This window comes from Rhodoferax sp. ZS1R25, from assembly GCF_056521335.1.
Genome location: NZ_JBWMAZ010000001.1, coordinates 1517189 through 1533790 on the forward strand (window position 1 = coordinate 1517189; position 16602 = coordinate 1533790).

The 16602-nt window shown below is 63.7% G+C and carries 13 protein-coding genes and 1 pseudogene; 8 read left to right on the top strand and 6 right to left on the bottom strand.

Annotated elements, in window-relative coordinates:
* Nucleotides 1–16 precede the first annotated feature (16 nt).
* The gene (locus tag AC097R_RS07275) at nucleotides 17–961 is read right to left on the bottom strand and encodes a DUF2167 domain-containing protein (RefSeq protein ID WP_479597154.1); all 945 of its coding nucleotides are present in this window, start codon (nucleotides 959–961) and stop codon (nucleotides 17–19) included.
* 119 nt (nucleotides 962–1080) lie between these two features.
* Here AC097R_RS07275 and nadC point away from each other — a divergent pair, with 119 nt between their 5' ends.
* From nadC to AC097R_RS07305, 6 genes are all read left to right on the top strand, one after another.
* Complete coding sequence (gene nadC, locus AC097R_RS07280; RefSeq protein ID WP_479597156.1) at nucleotides 1081–1950, top strand: carboxylating nicotinate-nucleotide diphosphorylase; 870 nt, start codon at nucleotides 1081–1083, stop codon at nucleotides 1948–1950.
* On the top strand, nucleotides 1950–3053 hold the full coding sequence (gene nadA / locus AC097R_RS07285; RefSeq protein WP_479597158.1) for a quinolinate synthase NadA: 1104 nt from the start codon (nucleotides 1950–1952) through the stop codon (nucleotides 3051–3053). The genes nadC and nadA overlap by 1 nt, the downstream gene beginning before the upstream one ends.
* Before the next feature lie 14 nt (nucleotides 3054–3067).
* Nucleotides 3068–3508, top strand: a complete 441-nt coding sequence (locus AC097R_RS07290; protein WP_479597160.1) for a hypothetical protein — start codon at nucleotides 3068–3070, stop codon at nucleotides 3506–3508.
* A gap of 119 nt (nucleotides 3509–3627) precedes the next feature.
* Nucleotides 3628–4326: a glutathione S-transferase N-terminal domain-containing protein gene (locus tag AC097R_RS07295; protein ID WP_479597162.1), complete on the top strand. Its 699-nt coding sequence runs from the start codon at nucleotides 3628–3630 to the stop codon at nucleotides 4324–4326.
* A 67-nt stretch (nucleotides 4327–4393) separates the two neighbouring features.
* Entirely contained in the window at nucleotides 4394–5632 is a 1239-nt protein-coding gene (locus AC097R_RS07300) for an EAL and HDOD domain-containing protein (protein WP_479597164.1), read from the top strand.
* 5 nt (nucleotides 5633–5637) lie between these two features.
* Nucleotides 5638–6861, top strand: a complete 1224-nt coding sequence (locus AC097R_RS07305) for an FAD-dependent monooxygenase (protein ID WP_479597166.1) — start codon at nucleotides 5638–5640, stop codon at nucleotides 6859–6861.
* Between the two features lie 4 nt (nucleotides 6862–6865).
* On the opposite strand, the gene nadB is transcribed toward AC097R_RS07305, so the two are convergent.
* The 3 genes from nadB to metG are packed head-to-tail and all read right to left on the bottom strand — an operon-like array spanning nucleotide 6866 to nucleotide 11404.
* The gene (gene nadB / locus AC097R_RS07310; protein ID WP_479597168.1) at nucleotides 6866–8476 is read right to left on the bottom strand and encodes an L-aspartate oxidase; all 1611 of its coding nucleotides are present in this window, start codon (nucleotides 8474–8476) and stop codon (nucleotides 6866–6868) included.
* Nucleotides 8477–8506: 30 nt separating this feature from the next.
* Nucleotides 8507–9265, bottom strand: a complete 759-nt coding sequence (locus AC097R_RS07315; RefSeq protein WP_479597170.1) for a YoaK family protein — start codon at nucleotides 9263–9265, stop codon at nucleotides 8507–8509.
* Nucleotides 9266–9295: 30 nt separating this feature from the next.
* Nucleotides 9296–11404: a methionine--tRNA ligase gene (metG, locus tag AC097R_RS07320; protein ID WP_479597173.1), complete on the bottom strand. Its 2109-nt coding sequence runs from the start codon at nucleotides 11402–11404 to the stop codon at nucleotides 9296–9298.
* Nucleotides 11405–11700: 296 nt separating this feature from the next.
* Between metG and AC097R_RS07325 the strand changes: the two genes are divergently transcribed.
* Nucleotides 11701–12213: a DUF3617 family protein gene (locus AC097R_RS07325; RefSeq protein ID WP_479597175.1), complete on the top strand. Its 513-nt coding sequence runs from the start codon at nucleotides 11701–11703 to the stop codon at nucleotides 12211–12213.
* A 231-nt stretch (nucleotides 12214–12444) separates the two neighbouring features.
* Here the strand turns inward: AC097R_RS07325 and AC097R_RS07330 are convergent, their stop codons facing one another.
* Both AC097R_RS07330 and AC097R_RS07335 read right to left on the bottom strand, forming a co-directional pair.
* Nucleotides 12445–13257: a crotonase/enoyl-CoA hydratase family protein gene (locus AC097R_RS07330; RefSeq protein ID WP_479597178.1), complete on the bottom strand. Its 813-nt coding sequence runs from the start codon at nucleotides 13255–13257 to the stop codon at nucleotides 12445–12447.
* A gap of 582 nt (nucleotides 13258–13839) precedes the next feature.
* Nucleotides 13840–15858 (bottom strand): annotated as a pseudogene (locus tag AC097R_RS07335) (oxidoreductase); the annotation flags it as partial.
* Nucleotides 15859–15984: 126 nt separating this feature from the next.
* Here AC097R_RS07335 and AC097R_RS07340 point away from each other — a divergent pair.
* Nucleotides 15985–16521, top strand: a complete 537-nt coding sequence (locus AC097R_RS07340; RefSeq protein ID WP_479597180.1) for a PadR family transcriptional regulator — start codon at nucleotides 15985–15987, stop codon at nucleotides 16519–16521.
* Nucleotides 16522–16602: the final 81 nt, after the last annotated feature.

The following is a 16602-nucleotide window of genomic DNA, read 5'->3' on the forward strand; positions in this document are numbered from 1 at the left end:
CTGGCAAAAAAAAAGGCTAGGCCGCAGGTGGCAGTGTGGGGTCGCTGTTGGCAGCAGTCACTGCCGGTGCAGGCGCAGGCTCCGGGGTTTTCTTGCGGAAGATTTTCATGGCCGTGCCACCAAAGGCCACCACGGCCAGGGCGATGACCTTGGCAAACTTGGCCAAGAACACCGCAGCGACCGCAAAAAAGCCCAGCTTTTTGGCCGCTACGCCCACCACCAGCGCGGCCAGCCCATATTCGGCCACCTTGTCGGTGCTGGAGTTGAAATCGGCATAGCGCTTGCCATCATTGAACTGCAAGGCGTCAAGCAGCGTGTGGGCTTGGGGCTTGTAGGTGGGCAGCTCGGCCAGGCCGGTGACCAGGTTCATGCTGAAGTAGCCCTCGCGGCCCAGCGCATAGGTGTTGTAGTTGACGCCTTGGGGTTCGTTTTCTGCAGCGCCAATGTCTCGCGAAGACATGGCCCAGGCCAGGCGGTGTGTCGCACTGTCATAGGCGGGCTTTTGCGCCCAACCCAGAATCTCCAGACCAGGAATGCCCATTTTCTTGCGTTCTTCGTTGGAGGCCTCGGTGCCTTCGCGGTAGCTCTTGAGCAGATCATCGGCATTCCATTCCTTGGCATCGTCGTCCTTGACGTAGCCAGAGCTCTGGTAACGAATGGTCATGAACCAGGGAGCGTTGTCGTTGGGGAACACCAGGCCTTGCAGGGCCGAGTCCTGGCCAGGGTTGCCCATGGCATTCAGCAACTTGCCGGCTTGCGGCTGCGGGATGAAAATCTGGCCCTCGCCCAGTGCCAGTTTGGCCTGGTCGGTGAGAGGCACGCTGGCCGGCCCCGCGGTGGAAGCCGCTTTGGCGTCAGCCCAGATCTTGTCAGTTTCCTCTTTGCTCAGGGCCTGCGCCCCAGCCGCGGACATACCCAGGCACGCCAGTGCCAACATCGCCCGTGCGATCCATGTGTTCATCTCAAACTCCCTTGTTTCTTTATAAAAACTGGCGAAGATTCTGACACAGCGAAGCCGTTTAACCGATGAGAGCCCTGACGGTTAGCGCTTGGTTGGCCTTGCCGTTATCCTTGGCGCCCATGACGTATTTTGAATTTACCCCCACCGAGATTGCCACCCTGGCCCAAGCCGATGTGGCCCGCGCCCTGCTGGAGGACGTGGGGGCCGGCGATCTGACTGCGGCCCTGATTGACCCCACGCGCCGCGCCCGTGCCCGCGTGCTGGCGCGCGAATCCGCTGTGATTTGCGGCGAAGCCTGGGCCACCGCGGCGGTGCGTGCGCTGGACCCGAGCGCGGCCATCGTCTGGCATGTGCGCGAAGGCCAGCGCTGTTATGCCGACCAGGTGGTGATGGAGATTGAGGGCAACGCCCAGGCGCTGCTGACGGCCGAGCGCACCGCGCTGAACTTTTTGCAGCTGCTGAGCGCCGTGGCCACCAAGACTGCCACGTTTGTCAGCGCGGTCGACTCGGTGCCCGGCAACCGCGCCGCCATCGTGGACACGCGCAAGACCCTCCCCGGCCTGCGCCTGGCGCAGAAGTACGCGGTGCGTGTCGGCGGTGGCACCAACCACCGCATCGGCCTGTTTGACGCCGTGCTGATCAAGGAAAACCACATTGCTGCGGCCGGTGGCGTCACTGCCGCGTTGCAGCGCGCTACCCAACTGGCGCAGAACGCCAAGTTCATCGAGGTAGAAGTGGAAACGCTGGAGCAGCTGCGCGAGGCGCTGGACTGCGGCGCCCAGATGGTGCTGCTGGACAACATGACGCTGGCGCACCTGGTGCAGGCCGTGGCGCTGAATGCCGGGCGCGCGATTCTGGAAGTGTCGGGCGGTGTGGGCCTGGACACCGTGCGCGCCATTGCCGCCACGGGTGTGGACCGCATCTCCATCGGTGGCCTGACCAAAGACGTGAAGGCCACCGATTTCTCCATGCGCTTTGAGGAGCTGTGATGTCTGCAACCGATGTGATCGACGTCGAATACGAGCAGCCCGCCTGCAGCACCCAGCATGCCTGGGCGCGCGTGCCCGTGGAGCCTACGCCCACGCAGCGCGTGGCGCTGAAAGACAAGATCAAGCGCCTGCTGAAAGAAAAGAACGCGGTCATGGTGTCGCACTACTACGTGCACCCGGACCTGCAAGACCTGGCCGAGGAAACCGGTGGCCTGGTGAGCGATTCGCTGGAGATGGCGCGCTTTGGCCGCGACCACAGCGCGCAGACGCTGGTGGTGTCGGGGGTGAAGTTCATGGGCGAGACCAGCAAGATCTTGTCCCCGCACAAGACGGTGCTGATGCCAGACCTGGACGCCACCTGCTCGCTGGACCTGGGCTGTCCCATCACCGAGTTCAACGCCTTTTGCGATGCGCACCCCGACCGCACCGTGGTGGTGTACGCCAACACCAGCGCTGAGGTGAAAGCCCGCGCAGACTGGCTGGTAACCAGCAGCTGCGCGCTGGACATCGTGCGTGCGCTCAAGGACAAGGGCCAGAAAATTCTGTGGGCGCCCGACAAGCACCTGGGTGGCTACATCCAGCGCGAAACCGGCGCCGACATGGTGTTCTGGGAAGGCGCCTGCATCGTGCACGACGAGTTCAAGGCCTTTGAGCTCGAAGCGCTGATGAAAGAGCACCCCACGGCCAAAGTGCTGGTGCACCCCGAGTCGCCCAAAGACATCGTGGCCCTGGCCCACGCGGTGGGTTCCACCAGTGGCATTCTCAAGGCCGCGCAAACGCTGGACGCCGACACCTTCATCGTCGCCACCGACAACGGCATGTTGCACAAGCTGCGCACGCTGAACCCCGGCAAGACCTTCATCGAAGCCCCCACCGCTGGCAACAGCGCCACCTGCAAGAGCTGCGCCCACTGCCCCTGGATGGCCATGAACGGGCTGGCCGGTGTGGCCATGGTGCTGGAGCATGGCATCCACGAAATTCAGGTGAACCCGGCCCTCATTGAGCGTGCGCGCCTGCCCATCGACCGCATGCTGGCCTTCACCGCGGCGCTGAAGAATGGGCAGCCCGTGGGTGGGCTGATTCCGAATATGGGTGCTGCGTAATACCTGAGGCCCTCATGCGCATCCCCTTCATCACGCTGGCGGTATGGCTGGTGACTGCAACCGCGGCCAGCGCGGCGCTGCCCCAAGAGAGCGATGGCAGCCGGCTGCTGGTGGGGCGCTGGACTTGGACGCGCGCAGACGTGGCCTGCACCGAGGTGTATGACTACCGCGCCGACGGCAGCTACAGCGCGCTCAGCGGTGCAGAAAAGACCGACAGCCGTTACACCATCGCCGCCAAGCCCACCGCCCAGGGTTTCTACAGGCTCGACGCCGAGGTCGTCAAAGACTACGGTGGCCAGGACTGCGCCCAGTCCAGCAGCGACGATACGGGGCTCCGGTTTACCAACTACCTGCTCTTCGCGCCGTCGGGGCGCCAGTACTGGGCGTGCTACAGCGAATCGAAGGACGACTGCTTCGGCCCCCTGAACCGCGTGGATGCCGACAAGAAGAAGTAGCCCGGTACCCCCAGCCGGTGCTTGGACATTCACAGTCGGGTACTCTAAGTTTTTCGTGCCCCTGGCCCCCGCGGAATATGCGCGAGTAGCTATCAAAATCAGAGCAAAAAGGACATCCCATGACTGATCTGTCGAAGTTCCCCATCACCGCCAAATGGCCCGCCCAACACCCCGATCGCCTGCAGCTGTACTCGCTGCCCACGCCCAATGGTGTGAAGGTGAGCATTGCGCTGGAAGAGATTGGCCTGGCCTACGAGCCGCACCTGGTGAGCTTCCAGACCAACGACCAGCTCACGCCCGAATTCGTCTCGCTGAACCCCAACAACAAGATCCCCGCCATCATTGACCCCAATGGTCCCGGTGGCCAACCGCTGGCGCTGTTCGAGTCGGGCGCCATCCTGATCTACCTGGCCGAGAAAACCGGCCAGCTCATGTCCAAAGACCCAGCCAAGCGCTACGAGACCATCCAGTGGGTGATGTTCCAGATGGGCGGCATTGGCCCCATGTTTGGGCAGCTCGGCTTCTTCCACAAGTTCGCCGGCAAGGACTTTGAAGACAAGCGTCCGCGCGACCGCTATGTGGCCGAGAGCACCCGCCTGCTGGGCGTGCTGGACAAGCACCTGCAGGGTCGCGACTGGATCATGGGCGCGGACTACAGCATTGCCGACATCGCCACCTTCCCCTGGGTGCGCAACCTGATTGGCTTTTACGGCGCCGGCGACTTGGTCGGGTTTTCCAACTTTCCCGAGGTGGCGCGGGTGCTCGCGGCTTTCGTGGCGCGACCCGCGGTGGCCAAGGGCCTAGTGATTCCCGCTTAACAAAGCTCAGGCATCATTCGCGTGCAGGGAGGCGGTGGGCCCATCCACCGGCTGCAGAAAGGTTGCTGTGAGTTCTTCAGAAGCAGAGACATCTGACGTATCGAGTTTTTCCATTGCCCGACAGCACATCGTGGACGCCGACAAGTCCATCGTGGGCTATGAGCTGTTCAACCGCACGCAGGGTGAGCGCGCGCATTCGCTGGCCAGCGATGTGTCCCTGGTGCTCAACGTCATGGCGCAAAGCGGCACCAAGCTGGTCAATGCCCAGGCCGACCTGTTCCTCAACGCCACGCACGAGAGCCTGACCGGCTCGCACTGGGACTTTTTGGTGCCCCAGCGCACCATCATCGAAGTGCCGCCGGTGGCGCAGCACGACCCGGCCACCATTGAAGAGTCCCGCCTCAAGCTGATGACGCTGCGCAAGCGCGGTTTTCGGTTGGCCTTCAGCCACACGGTGGTGGCGCCGGTCTACAAGTCCTGGCAGGGCATTGCCGATTTTGTGAAGGTAGACGTGCGGGCCATTGACCCCGCCAAACTGAAACCGCTGGTCGATGCCATCCAGACCCGCACCGGCGCCATCGCTGTGGCCGAGAAGGTGGAGAGCGCCGCGCAGTTTGAGATTTACAAAGACATGGGTTTCCATTTCTTCCAGGGCTACTGGTTCTCGCGGCCCGAGCTGGTCAAGACCCAGGTGGTCAGCCCCAGCCAGGCCAGCGCGGCCAACCTGTTCAGCAAGCTGCGCAGCGAGGCCGATGTGGACGAGATCGAGCTGGCCATCAAAAAAGATGCCGCGCTCGGCTACAACCTGCTGCGCCTGATCAACTCCGCGGGCCTGGGCCTGCGTACCAAGATCACCTCCATCCGCCAGGCCGTGATGCTGCTGGGCAACGAACGCCTGCAGCGCTGGGCTGCCATGCTGATGACGGCGGGCGTAGACGGCAAGCCCACGCTGGCCGGCAACATGGCCGTAGTACGGGCCAAGATGATGGAGCTACTGGGTGCCAAAACCCTGTCGCCCGAAGAGCAGGAAGAGGCCTTCCTCATCGGCCTGTTCTCGCTGCTGGACCGCATGCTGGGCTGCCCGCTGGCCGAGGCCGTGTCCATGCTGGGGCTGGACGGTGCCATCACCGAGGCGTTGCTGACCGGCACCGGCAAATACATGGACCTGCTGGCCATGGCCATTGCCTGCGAGCTGGAAGATGCCACCGTGTTTTCGGAGGCGGCACAGCGCCTGGACCTGTCGTACCGCGAGATCAATGTGGCGCAGATGGAAGCCATCGTCTGGGCCGACGCGGTCTACCAGTAGCGCGTATGCATTTCGCCGCCATCGGTGCCGGGGTTGCAGGCTTGGCCTCTGCCATTGCCTTGCGCCAGGCCGGCCACACCGTCGCCGTGTACGAGCAGGCCCCCGCCATCCGCAGCCTGGGCGCGGGCATCGTCAGCTGGCCCAATGCCAGCTGGGTGCTCGATACCTTGGGCCTGTGGGAACTGCTGCGGCCGCACGGCACGCGGGTGCATGCCATGCACCGGCTCACCGCCGGCGGCGAAGCACTGGGCAGCATCGATGTGCGCGCCATGGACGACGCCATGGGCCACGCCAGCATGGCCATCCTGCGCCACGACCTGATGAGCGCGCTGCTGGCGCGTGCGCTGGAGCTGGGCGTGGTGCTGCACTACGGCCACCGCCTGCGCGATGTGGTGGCGCTGCACGATGCGGGCCCTGGCGCCACACAACTGATTTTTGAGAACGGTGTGGTGGTGGAGCCTGAATGGGTGCTGGGTGCCGAAGGGCGCATGCGTTCGCGCTGCCGCGCGTTTGTGCTGGGGTCGGAAGACGCGGCGCGCCCCGTGTACCAGGGCTTTGTGAACTGGATCGGTATTTGCGAAACCGCGGAGCCGGTGTTCGAGGCCGGGGCCGCGCTGGACTACTGGGGCACGGGCGAACGTTTTGGCGTGGTGGCCTTGTCGCCGCAGCGGGCCTACTGGGCGGGTGGTGCTGCGGTGCCTTTGGGCCAAGCGCAGCCGCAGCACTACCGTGCGGAACTGACCCGGCGCTTTGCCCACTGGCCCGCGCCGGTGCAACACGCTTTGGCGGGCACACCCGACAGCGGCATCCACCAGATATTTCTGCACGACCACGACCCCACGCCGCAGTGGCAGCGCGCCAATGTGCTGTTGCTGGGCGATGCGGCACATGCGCCGCTGCCCACCTCGGGCCAGGGCGCCTGCCAGGCACTGGAAGACGCTTGGCACCTGACGCAATGCGTGCAGGCGCAGGGGGATGATGTGCCGCTGGCCTGGCAGCAGTTTGTGGCGCTGCGCCAGCCCAAGACGGCGGGTATCACCATGGCCGGCCGCCACCTGGCGCGCAGCATTTTCCACACGCCAGCCGCCGGCGTTGCGCAGCGCAACCGTGGGGCACGGGAGACCGACTATGCGGCCATGGCCGCCGGCATGGCGCAGGGTTGGGGCCAAAATTTGCCGCTAGCCCCCGTGGACATTGCGCCAGGCGCTCCTGAATCAGTAGCAACCTAAAAAGTTAGGGTGTCAGTGTGGTGGGGATGGCCTGGTCCAGCAGCTCGGGGTAATCGCGGCTGAAGTGCAGGCCGCGGCTCTCGTGGCGGGCCTGGGCGCTCTTGACAATCAGGTCGGCCACCTGCACCAGGTTGCGCAGCTCCAGCAGGTCACGCGTCACATGGAAGTGCGCATAGAACTCCTGAATCTCGCCCTGCAGCAGCGCAATGCGGTGGGCGGCGCGCTCCAGCCGTTTGTTGGTGCGCACGATGCCCACGTAGTCCCACATGAAGCGGCGCAACTCGTCCCAGTTGTGGGAGATGACCACGGACTCGTCCGAGTCGGTCACGCGGCTGTCGTCCCACACAGGCAGGGCCTGCGCCGGGGTGGCGGCGGTCTTGGCCAGATCTTCGGCAATCCAGTGTGTGGCCGAGCGCGCAAACACCATGCACTCCACCAGCGAGTTGGACGCCAGGCGATTGGCGCCATGCAGGCCCGTGCAAGCCGATTCGCCCACGGCGTACAGGCCTGGCACCTGGGTGCGGGCCGACAGATCGGTCTGCACACCGCCACAGGTGTAGTGCGCGGCGGGCACCACGGGAATGGGGTGCTTGGACATGTCGATGCCCAGTTCCAGGCAACGCGCGTAGATGTTGGGAAAGTGCTCCTGGATGAAGGCCAGTGGCTGGTGCGAGATGTCCAGGTACACGCAATCAAAGCCGCCTTTTTTCATCTCGAAGTCGATGGCGCGGGCCACCACGTCGCGTGGTGCCAGCTCGGCACGTGGGTCGTGCGCGGGCATGAAGCGTGTGCCGTCGGGCAGCAGCAGGCGGCCGCCTTCGCCGCGCACGGCTTCGCTGATGAGAAAGCTCTTGGCATGCGGGTGGTACAGGCAGGTGGGGTGGAACTGGATGAACTCCATGTTCTGCACCGCGCAGCCCGCGCGCCAGGCCGCGGCAATGCCGTCGCCCGTGGCAGTGTCGGGGTTGGTGGTGTACAGGTAGACCTTGCCCGCGCCGCCCGTGGCCAGGATGGTGTGGGGCGCCTGGAAGGTGAGCACCTCGTCGGTGTCGTCATCCAGCGCGTACAGACCCACGCAGCGGTTCGGCCCCGCTTGGCCTAGTTTCGCGGTCGTGATCAGGTCCACCAGCGTGTGGTGCTCAAACAGCGTGATGTTGGGGCTTTGCTTCACCTTCTCGATCAGCGTTTGCTGCACGGCCGCGCCGGTGGCGTCGGTCACGTGCACGATGCGCCGCGCGCTGTGGCCGCCTTCGCGCGTGAGGTGCAACTGTCCGGCATGGCCGGCCTCTTCCGAGAAGGGCACGCCCAGCTTCTGCAGCCAGGCAATGGCCTGCGGCGCCTGCTCCACCACAAACTGCGTGGCGGCCAGGTCACACAGACCTGCGCCAGCCACCAGCGTGTCGTCCACGTGGGCGGCAAAGCTGTCGTCCTTGTCCCACACCGCAGCAATGCCGCCCTGGGCCCAGCCGCTGGAACCTTCGCGCACAGCGCGCTTGGTGAGGATGGCAACTTTGTGGTCGGGCGACAGCAGCAGCGCAGCACTCAGGCCGGCCAGGCCGCTGCCGACGATGAGCACATCAAAGGTTTGCAGGGAAGGAGAAGAGGGAGTGGTCATGCAATAGGAAGAAAAAGAGGGGTGGGCAGCCTAGAGGCTGCCTGGGTGGGTGCGTTGGTACCAGCGGGTGGTGTCTTGCCACAGGGGCCGAGCCACCAGCAACAGAAGCGTTAGCGCCAGCGGCACGGTGGTGATAAAGCCCAGGGTTTTGAAGCCCATGGCGCCAGAGAAGGCCCCGCCCACAAAGCTGCCGATCAGCAGGCTGTGCAGACGCAGTTTCTGGGTGTTGGCCTGCACGCGGTGGCCCTGTGAGTCGGCGTTGATATAGGCCATCTTGCCCAGCTCAATGCCCACGTCGGTGACCAGGCCGGTCAGGTGCGTAGTGCGGATTTCGGCGCGGGATATTTTGGTGATCACCGCGTTTTGCAGGCCCATGATGAAGCACAGCAGCGTGACGGTGAGCGGCGTGAAGAAATAGATGGCGTAGTTCATGGCGCCGCCGAACACACCAAACACCAGCAAGAGTGCGGCCTCCAGCACCAGCGGCAGGCCATAAGCGGTGTGGAGCCGGCGGCGCAGCCCCCAGTTGACGAGGATGGCCGTGGCCATGGCGCCCAGCACAAACGCGATCAGCATGGCCAGCCCGGTCAGCATCACATCGGTGTGGCCCAGCACCAGGGAATCCACCACGGTGGACACCACGCCGGTGACGTGCGAGGTGTACTCGTGCACCGCCAAGAAACCGCCCGCGTTGGTGGCTCCGGCTACAAAGGCCAGGGTCATGCCCAGCCGCGTGTTGGCCTGGGGCGTGCGCTCCGTATCAACCCAACCGTGGATCCAGGGGAACATGCGTCTGTGGTCCGGTCGGGTGGGGCAGGTTTAGTGGATGCGCATGCCGGGCGTAGCGCCGGGCCAGGGGTTGAGGATGTAGATGCCGGGGTTGGCCTTTTCATCGCCATGGCTGGCCGCCATGACCATGCCTTCGGACACGCCAAACTTCATCTTGCGCGGCGCCAGGTTGGCTACCAGCACGGTGAGCTGGCCTACCAGCTCTTCGGGCTTGTACATGCTGGCAATGCCGCTGAACACATTGCGGTGGCGGCCTTCGCCCGCGTCCAGCGTCAGGCGCAGCAGCTTGGTCGAGCCTTCCACCGCCTCGCAGTTCACGATCTTCGCAATGCGCAGGTCGATTTTGGCGAAGTCGTCGATGGTGATGAGCGGGGCGATCTCTTCGCCGCCGGGTACGGTTGCTATAGTTTCAGGAGCTGCTTGCGCAGATTCCACGGGGGCTGGGGGCTCAAACAATGCATCCAACTGCTCGGGGGTGACGCGTTGCATCAGGTGCTGGTAGGGCGCAATAGCCTGCACGTCGCCCGCCACATTCCACTGCTGCATGTCCACACCCACAAAGCCTTGCACGGCCCTGGCCAGGCCGGGCAGCACGGGTGAGAGGTAACGCGTCAGCGTGGCAAAGGTGTTGATCAGCACGGAGCAGACCTGGTGCAGCGCCTGGTTGTTGGCCACGTCCTTGGCCAGGTCCCAGGGCTTGTTCTGGTCCACATAGGCGTTGACCTTGTCGGCCAGCAGCATGATTTCGCGCGTGGCCTTGCCGTATTCGCGCGCCTCGTACATCTGGGCCAGCGCATCACTGGCGCCGCGCACTTCGGCCAGCAGGGCCGCGCCCGTGGCGCCGAAGTCGCTGGTCAGCTTGCCGTCAAAGCGCTTGGTCAAGAAGCCCGCCGCACGGCTGGCGATGTTCACGTATTTGCCAATCAAATCCGAGTTCACGCGCGCCATGAAGTCATCGGCGTTGAAGTCGATGTCTTCATTGCGTGCCGACAGCTTGGCGGCCAGGTAGTAGCGCAGCCACTCGGCGTTCATGCCCAGGCTCAGGTACTTGAGCGGGTCCAGGCCGGTGCCGCGGCTCTTGCTCATCTTCTCGCCGTTGTTGACGGTCAAAAAGCCGTGCACGAAGACGTTGTTGGGCGTCTTGCGGCCGCTGAACTTCAGCATCGCAGGCCAGAACAGGGTGTGGAAGGTAACGATGTCCTTGCCGATGAAGTGGTACTGCTCGGTGTCGGCAGCGGCCATGTATTCCTCAAAGCTGCGCGTGTCGCCATGCTTGGCCTTGGGGCCGCCCTTGTCGAACCAGTTTTTCAGCGAGGCCAAGTAGCCCACGGGCGCGTCCAGCCACACATAGAAGTACTTGCCCGGCGCATCGGGAATCTCGATGCCGAAGTAGGGTGCGTCGCGGCTGATGTCCCAGTCGCCCAGGCCTTCGCTGGTCGTGCCGTCCGGGTTGGTGCGCACGGTGAACCATTCTTTGATCTTGTTCGCCACCTCGGGCTGCAGCTTGCCGTCCTGCGTCCAGTTCTCGAGGAACTCCACGCAGCGCGGGTCGGATAGTTTGAAGAAGAAGTGCTCGGAGTTCTTCAGTTCGGGCTTGGCACCGGACAGGGCGGAGAACGGGTTAATCAGGTCGGTCGGCGCGTAGACCGAGCCGCAGACTTCGCAGTTGTCGCCGTACTGGTCTTTGGCGTGGCACTTGGGGCACTCGCCCTTGATATAGCGGTCGGGCAGGAACATGTTCTTCGCGGGGTCGAAGAACTGTTCAATCGTGCGCACTTCGATCAGCGAGCCATCGGCGCGGTCGCGCAGGTCGCGGTAGATCTGACGTGCCAGCTCGGTGTTTTCGAGCGAGTGGGTGCTGTGCCAGTTGTCAAAGCTGATGTGAAAGCCGTCGAGGTACTGCTTGCGGCCGGCTGCGATGTCGGCCACAAACTGCTCGGGCGTTTTGCCGGCCTTTTCAGCCGCAATCATGATGGGCGCGCCGTGCGTATCGTCCGCACCCACAAAGTTCACCGCATTGCCCTGCATGCGCTGGAACCGCACCCAGATGTCGGCCTGGATGTATTCCATGATGTGGCCGATATGGAAGTTGCCGTTGGCGTAGGGGAGGGCAGTGGTGACAAAGAGTTGGCGGGGCATGGGAATCGACTTTCACGGAGGAACTGGAGATTTTAGTCGGGGCCGACTGGCATGCCCCACCCGACGCTTGGGTTGGCGGGATCAGGCGGGCCGGGCGTTTTGCTCCGTGTCCCCCGCCCGCTGCACGGGCTCCTCCTTTACCCGCGCAAAACACCCAGCCCGCCTGATCCAAAGCAAAGCTTCGGTCTGCGTGCAGAATCACCAAAGAAAATCAAACGGGAGAACTCACTTTGACAGCAATGAGGAAAGTTCGATCAATTTTTCGCTTAATGGCCAGCGCGCTCACACTAGTGCTTATGTTGGATGCCAACGGCCAGCCGATGCAGCCGGGGCTGTGGAAGTCCTCCACGGAATTCCACACGACGAGCGGCGAAATGGAGCGAGCGATGGCCCGGTCTTTTGAGTCACTGAAAAAACTACCCAAGCATGAGCGAAAAGCACTTGAGGCAAAAATGCCAGGCCTACAAGCCGCCGGCAGCACTGTTGCACTCAAGTTTTGCGTCTCTCGACAAGCATCGCAACACACGGAGCCATTGCCCGTAGAGGGAGGAAAAGACGAAAAAGGGTGTACCACTGCAAATGTCATACGCACGGGAAACACCATCCAAGCGTCGTTCTTCTGCACAGAAGATGAGATTCACGGTGAACGTGTTGTGGAGTTGTCTGCACGGGGTGATTACTTGCTGCGGAACATCAAAACCTTTTACGTTCCCGTTGTTTTCGAAGGCAAACCTGAAACCGTGACTACAGTTTCAGAAACACAGTTTGTTTCCAGTGCTTGCGGATCCACTCCAGCGCTCAAAAGATAGTCCTATCAAAACTGACCTTTAGTACTCGTTGGACTTTTGGACGATAGACCTGTTGTATGAGCTGGTCACACGGCACGAGTTGCGTTTGCGTATATCCCTCTTCGCAGCGGCAGGTTTGGGGTGCGTGCCGCAGCGAGGTCAAGGAGGAGGCCGTAGGCCGGGGGACACGAGCGGAGGTACGTACCCCAAGCCTGCTGCGGGCTCAGCACAAAACAGCGAGAGAAAGGACGCTCAGTCCTTGAACACCGGCACCCGCTTCTGCATGTTCGCCGTCATCGCCTCCGTCAAATCCTGGCTCATTAGCATGGCGGCGTTCCAGGTGGCGATGTAGTTCAGGCTGTCGGCCACGCTGTGGTCACGGGCGTAGGTGATCATTTCCTTGGTGCCGCGGATGGACAGGGGGGACTTGGCGGCGATGGTGGCCGCAATCTCCTGCACCCCGGCGTAGAGCGCCTCACGGCTCTCGAACACGCGGTTCACCAGGCCGATCTGGCGCGCCTCTTCGGCTTCCAGCTTGCGGCCCGTGTAGGCCAGTTCGCGCGTGATGCCGTCGCCCACCAGCTTGGGCAGGCGCTGCAGGGTGCCCACGTCGGCGGTCATGCCGATGTCGATTTCCTTGATGCTGAAATAGGCGTCGGCGCTGGCGTAGCGCATGTCGGCGCAGGTGACGAGGTCGATGCCGCCGCCAATGCAGCCGCCGTGGATGGCGGCCAGCACGGGCTTGCGGCAGCGTTCCAGGCTGGTCAGCGTGTCCTGCATGTCCAGAATCACGCGGCGCATGGCCTCGCGGGAGCGGCCATCGCAGTCGTTGGCAATCTGGGCGTTCATGCCCATCATCATCTGCAGGTCGATGCCCGCGCAGAACAGCTTGCCTTCGCCCTGCAACACGGCCACGCGTGCCTCGGGCGTGCGGTCCACCCACTCAAACGCCTGGCGGATTTCCTGCCACATGGTGGCGTTCATGGCGTTGGCCTTGTCGGGCCGGTTCAGGCGCACGGTGGCGATGTGCGCATCCAGCGTAACGCTGAGGGTTTCCAGTTGCATGGTTGTCTCCTGTTTATAAGTGTTTTAGGCCGCTAGCCCCCGTGCAATATGCGCGAGCAGCTAGCAAAACGATAGCGTATGAGGTGAGCGCGGTCAGACCTTGGCAGGCTTCATCATCGCCAGGTAGGGCGCCAGGCGCTTGCCCATCTCGTCCCCCAGGGCCTGCAGGCCGCTCATGGGCCGCACCATCACCTCAAAGTCCACGATCTTGCCCTCGGCGTCGAACTGCACCATGTCGATGCCCTTCAGGTCTTTGCCATTCACCTGCGCGCTGAACTCCAGCACCAGGCTCAGCCCGTCGGCGCTGGCCAGTTCGCGGTGGTACTTGAAATTCTCAAACACCTGAATCACCGTGCCCAGAATGAGCTGCACCGCCTGCGCACTGGGGTAGGGCGTGTGCGCCATGGGCGAGCGGAACACGGCCTTGGGATGCAAGATGGTTGCCAGCTCGCCCAGGTTCTTCTCCTCGATCATTTGGTGCCAGAGCTTCAGGCTGGCGGCCACCGGTGCGGGCAGGGTTTGCTCCAGCGTGGGCGTGGCACCTGCCTTGGGAGCCTCGGCCTTCTCGGCACCAAAGGCCAGCGCCAGCTCCGTGCCCTGCTTGATGGCGCGCTTGGCGTCCAGCTCGGCGGCCACATCGGCGCCGCCAATCAGGTGTACGGTCACGCCCGCGGCCTGCAGCGCGGCCTGCAGTTCACGCTGCGGGTCTTGCCCTGCGCAGATCACCACGTTGTCCACCGGCAGCACCATGTCCTTGTCGCCCACGGTGATGTGCAGGCCCGCGTCGTCCACCTTGCGGTAGGTCACGCCATTGACCATCTCTACCTGGCGATTCTTTAGGGAGGTGCGATGGATCCAGCCCGTGGTCTTGCCCAGGCCGTCGCCCACCTTGCTGGTCTTGCGCTGCAGCAGGTAGACCTTGCGCGGCGTCTTCTCGATGTGTGCGGGCTTCAGGCCGCCGGCGTGGGCAAACGTGGTGTCCACGCCCCATTCGGCAAAGAACTTGGCCTGGTCCAGGCTGGGGCTGGTGCCCTCGTGCAGCAGGTACTCGGCCGTGTCAAAACCAATGCCGCCCGCGCCGATCAGCGCCACGGTCTGGCCCACGGGCTTTTTGTCGCGCAGCACGTCCAGATAGCCCAGCACCTTGGGGTGGTTGATGCCCTCGATCTCGGGCGTGCGCGGGCTCACGCCCGTGGCCAGCACTACCTGCTGGAAGCCGCCGGTGGTCAGGTCTTGCGCGCTCACGCGCTTGCCCAGTTGCAGCGTCACGCCCGTGGCTTTGATCTGCGTGCCGAAGTAGCGCAGCGTCTCGTAAAACTCTTCCTTGCCTGGCACCTGCTTGGCCACGTTGAACTGGCCGCCAATCTCGCTGGCCGCGTCAAACAGCGTGACGTCATAGCCACGCTTCGCCGCTTCGGTAGAAAACGCCAGCCCGGCCGGGCCAGCGCCCACCACGGCAATGCGTTCCTTGCGCGGTGCGGGTGTGGCCACCATCAGCGTCTCGTGGCAGGCGCGCGGGTTCACCAGGCAGCTGGTGATCTTGCCGCCAAAGGTGTGGTCCAGGCAGGCCTGGTTGCAGCCAATGCAGGTGTTGATGGTGTCCGCCTTGCCGGCCGCGGCCTTGGCCACAAAGTCGGGGTCGGCCAGGAAGGGGCGCGCCATGCTGACCATGTCGGCCTGGCCGTCCGCCAGAATTTGCTCTGCTACTTCGGGCGTGTTGATGCGGTTGGTGGCGACCAGCGGAATTTTCACCTTGCCCTTGAGCTGCTCGGTCACCCAGGCAAAGGCCGCGCGCGGCACCTTGGTGGCGATGGTGGGAATGCGCGCCTCGTGCCAGCCGATGCCGGTGTTCAGGATCGTCACGCCCGCTGCTTCCAGCGCCTGCGCCAGTTGCACCACTTCCTCTTTCGTAGAGCCGCCTTCCACCAGATCCAGCATGGACAGGCGGAAGATGATGATGAAGTTAGCGCCGACTCGCGCCCGTGTCCGGCGCACGATTTCCAGCGGAAAGCGGATGCGGTTCTCGTAGCTGCCGCCCCAGGCGTCGTCGCGGTGGTTGGTCTGCTTGGCGATGAATTCGTTGATCAGGTAGCCCTCGGACCCCATGATCTCCACGCCGTCATAGCCCGCGCTTTGCGCCAGCGCTGCGGCATTGGCGTAGTCCTCAATGGTTTGTTCCACCTCCTCGGTCGTCAGCGCGTGCGGGCGGAAGGGGCTGATCGGGGCTTTGAGCGCGCTGGGCGCCACCAGCTCGGGGTGGTAGGCGTAGCGGCCAAAGTGCAGGATCTGCATACAGATCTTGCCGCCCGCGGCGTGCACGGCCTCGGTCACCACCTTGTGCTTGTCGGCTTCCTTCTGCGTCGTCATGGCCGCACCGCCGGGCATGGGGCGGGCGCGGTCGTTGGGGGCAATGCCGCCGGTCACGATCAGGCCCACGCCGCCCCTGGCGCGCTCGGCATAGAAGGCGGCCATGCGCGCAAAGCCGTCGCGCGCTTCTTCCAGGCCCACGTGCATGGAACCCATGAGCACGCGGTTTTTCAGGGTGGTAAAGCCTAGGTCCAGGGGCTGGAGCATGTGCGGGTAGGTGGGGGCAGTGGTCATGGGGCGGTCTCCGTTGTTGTTGGGTGGCTGTGGCGCAACTATGCAACCAGTTGCAGGAGTGTAGAAGTCTAGCGAAGTTTATGCAACTGGTTGCATAGTTAGAGGGCTGCCTTTAGACTCGCCCGCATGTCGCTTGCCCACGCCGTGCTCACCTCCCTCATCGAAAAACCGTCCTCCGGCTACGAGCTGGCGCGCCGCTTTGACAAGTCCATCGGCTACTTCTGGCACGCCACCCACCAGCAGATCTACCGCGAACTGGCCCGCATGGAAGACAAAGGCTGGATCGTCTCTGACACCGCCCCCGACGCAGGCGCCACCCGCAAGCGCGAATACAAAGTGCTGCCCGCCGGCCGCGCCGAGCTGGTGCGCTGGACGCAGGAGCCCGCGGCGCCCATCGATCTGCGCGATGAATTTATTGTGAAACTGCGCGCCGACGCGGCACTGGGCGAGGTGGATCTCAGTGACGAACTGCGCACCCGCATTGCCCAGCACACCGAGAAGCTGGCGCATTACCGCGCGATTGAGGCGCGGGATTTCGCGCGGGGCGATGCGATGCCGCGGGCTGCGCGTCTGCAGCACCTGATCCTCAAAAAAGGGATCATGTACGAGGAGGGCAGCATTGCCTGGGCGCGCGAGGCGTTAGGGGTGTTGGCGGGCAGTTAGCGAAGGGCTTGCGCCAGTCACCTCGTTCGGACAGTCCTATGGCACGTGGCTTGCTCGTCCGTTCGTAACGATTCGTTACGA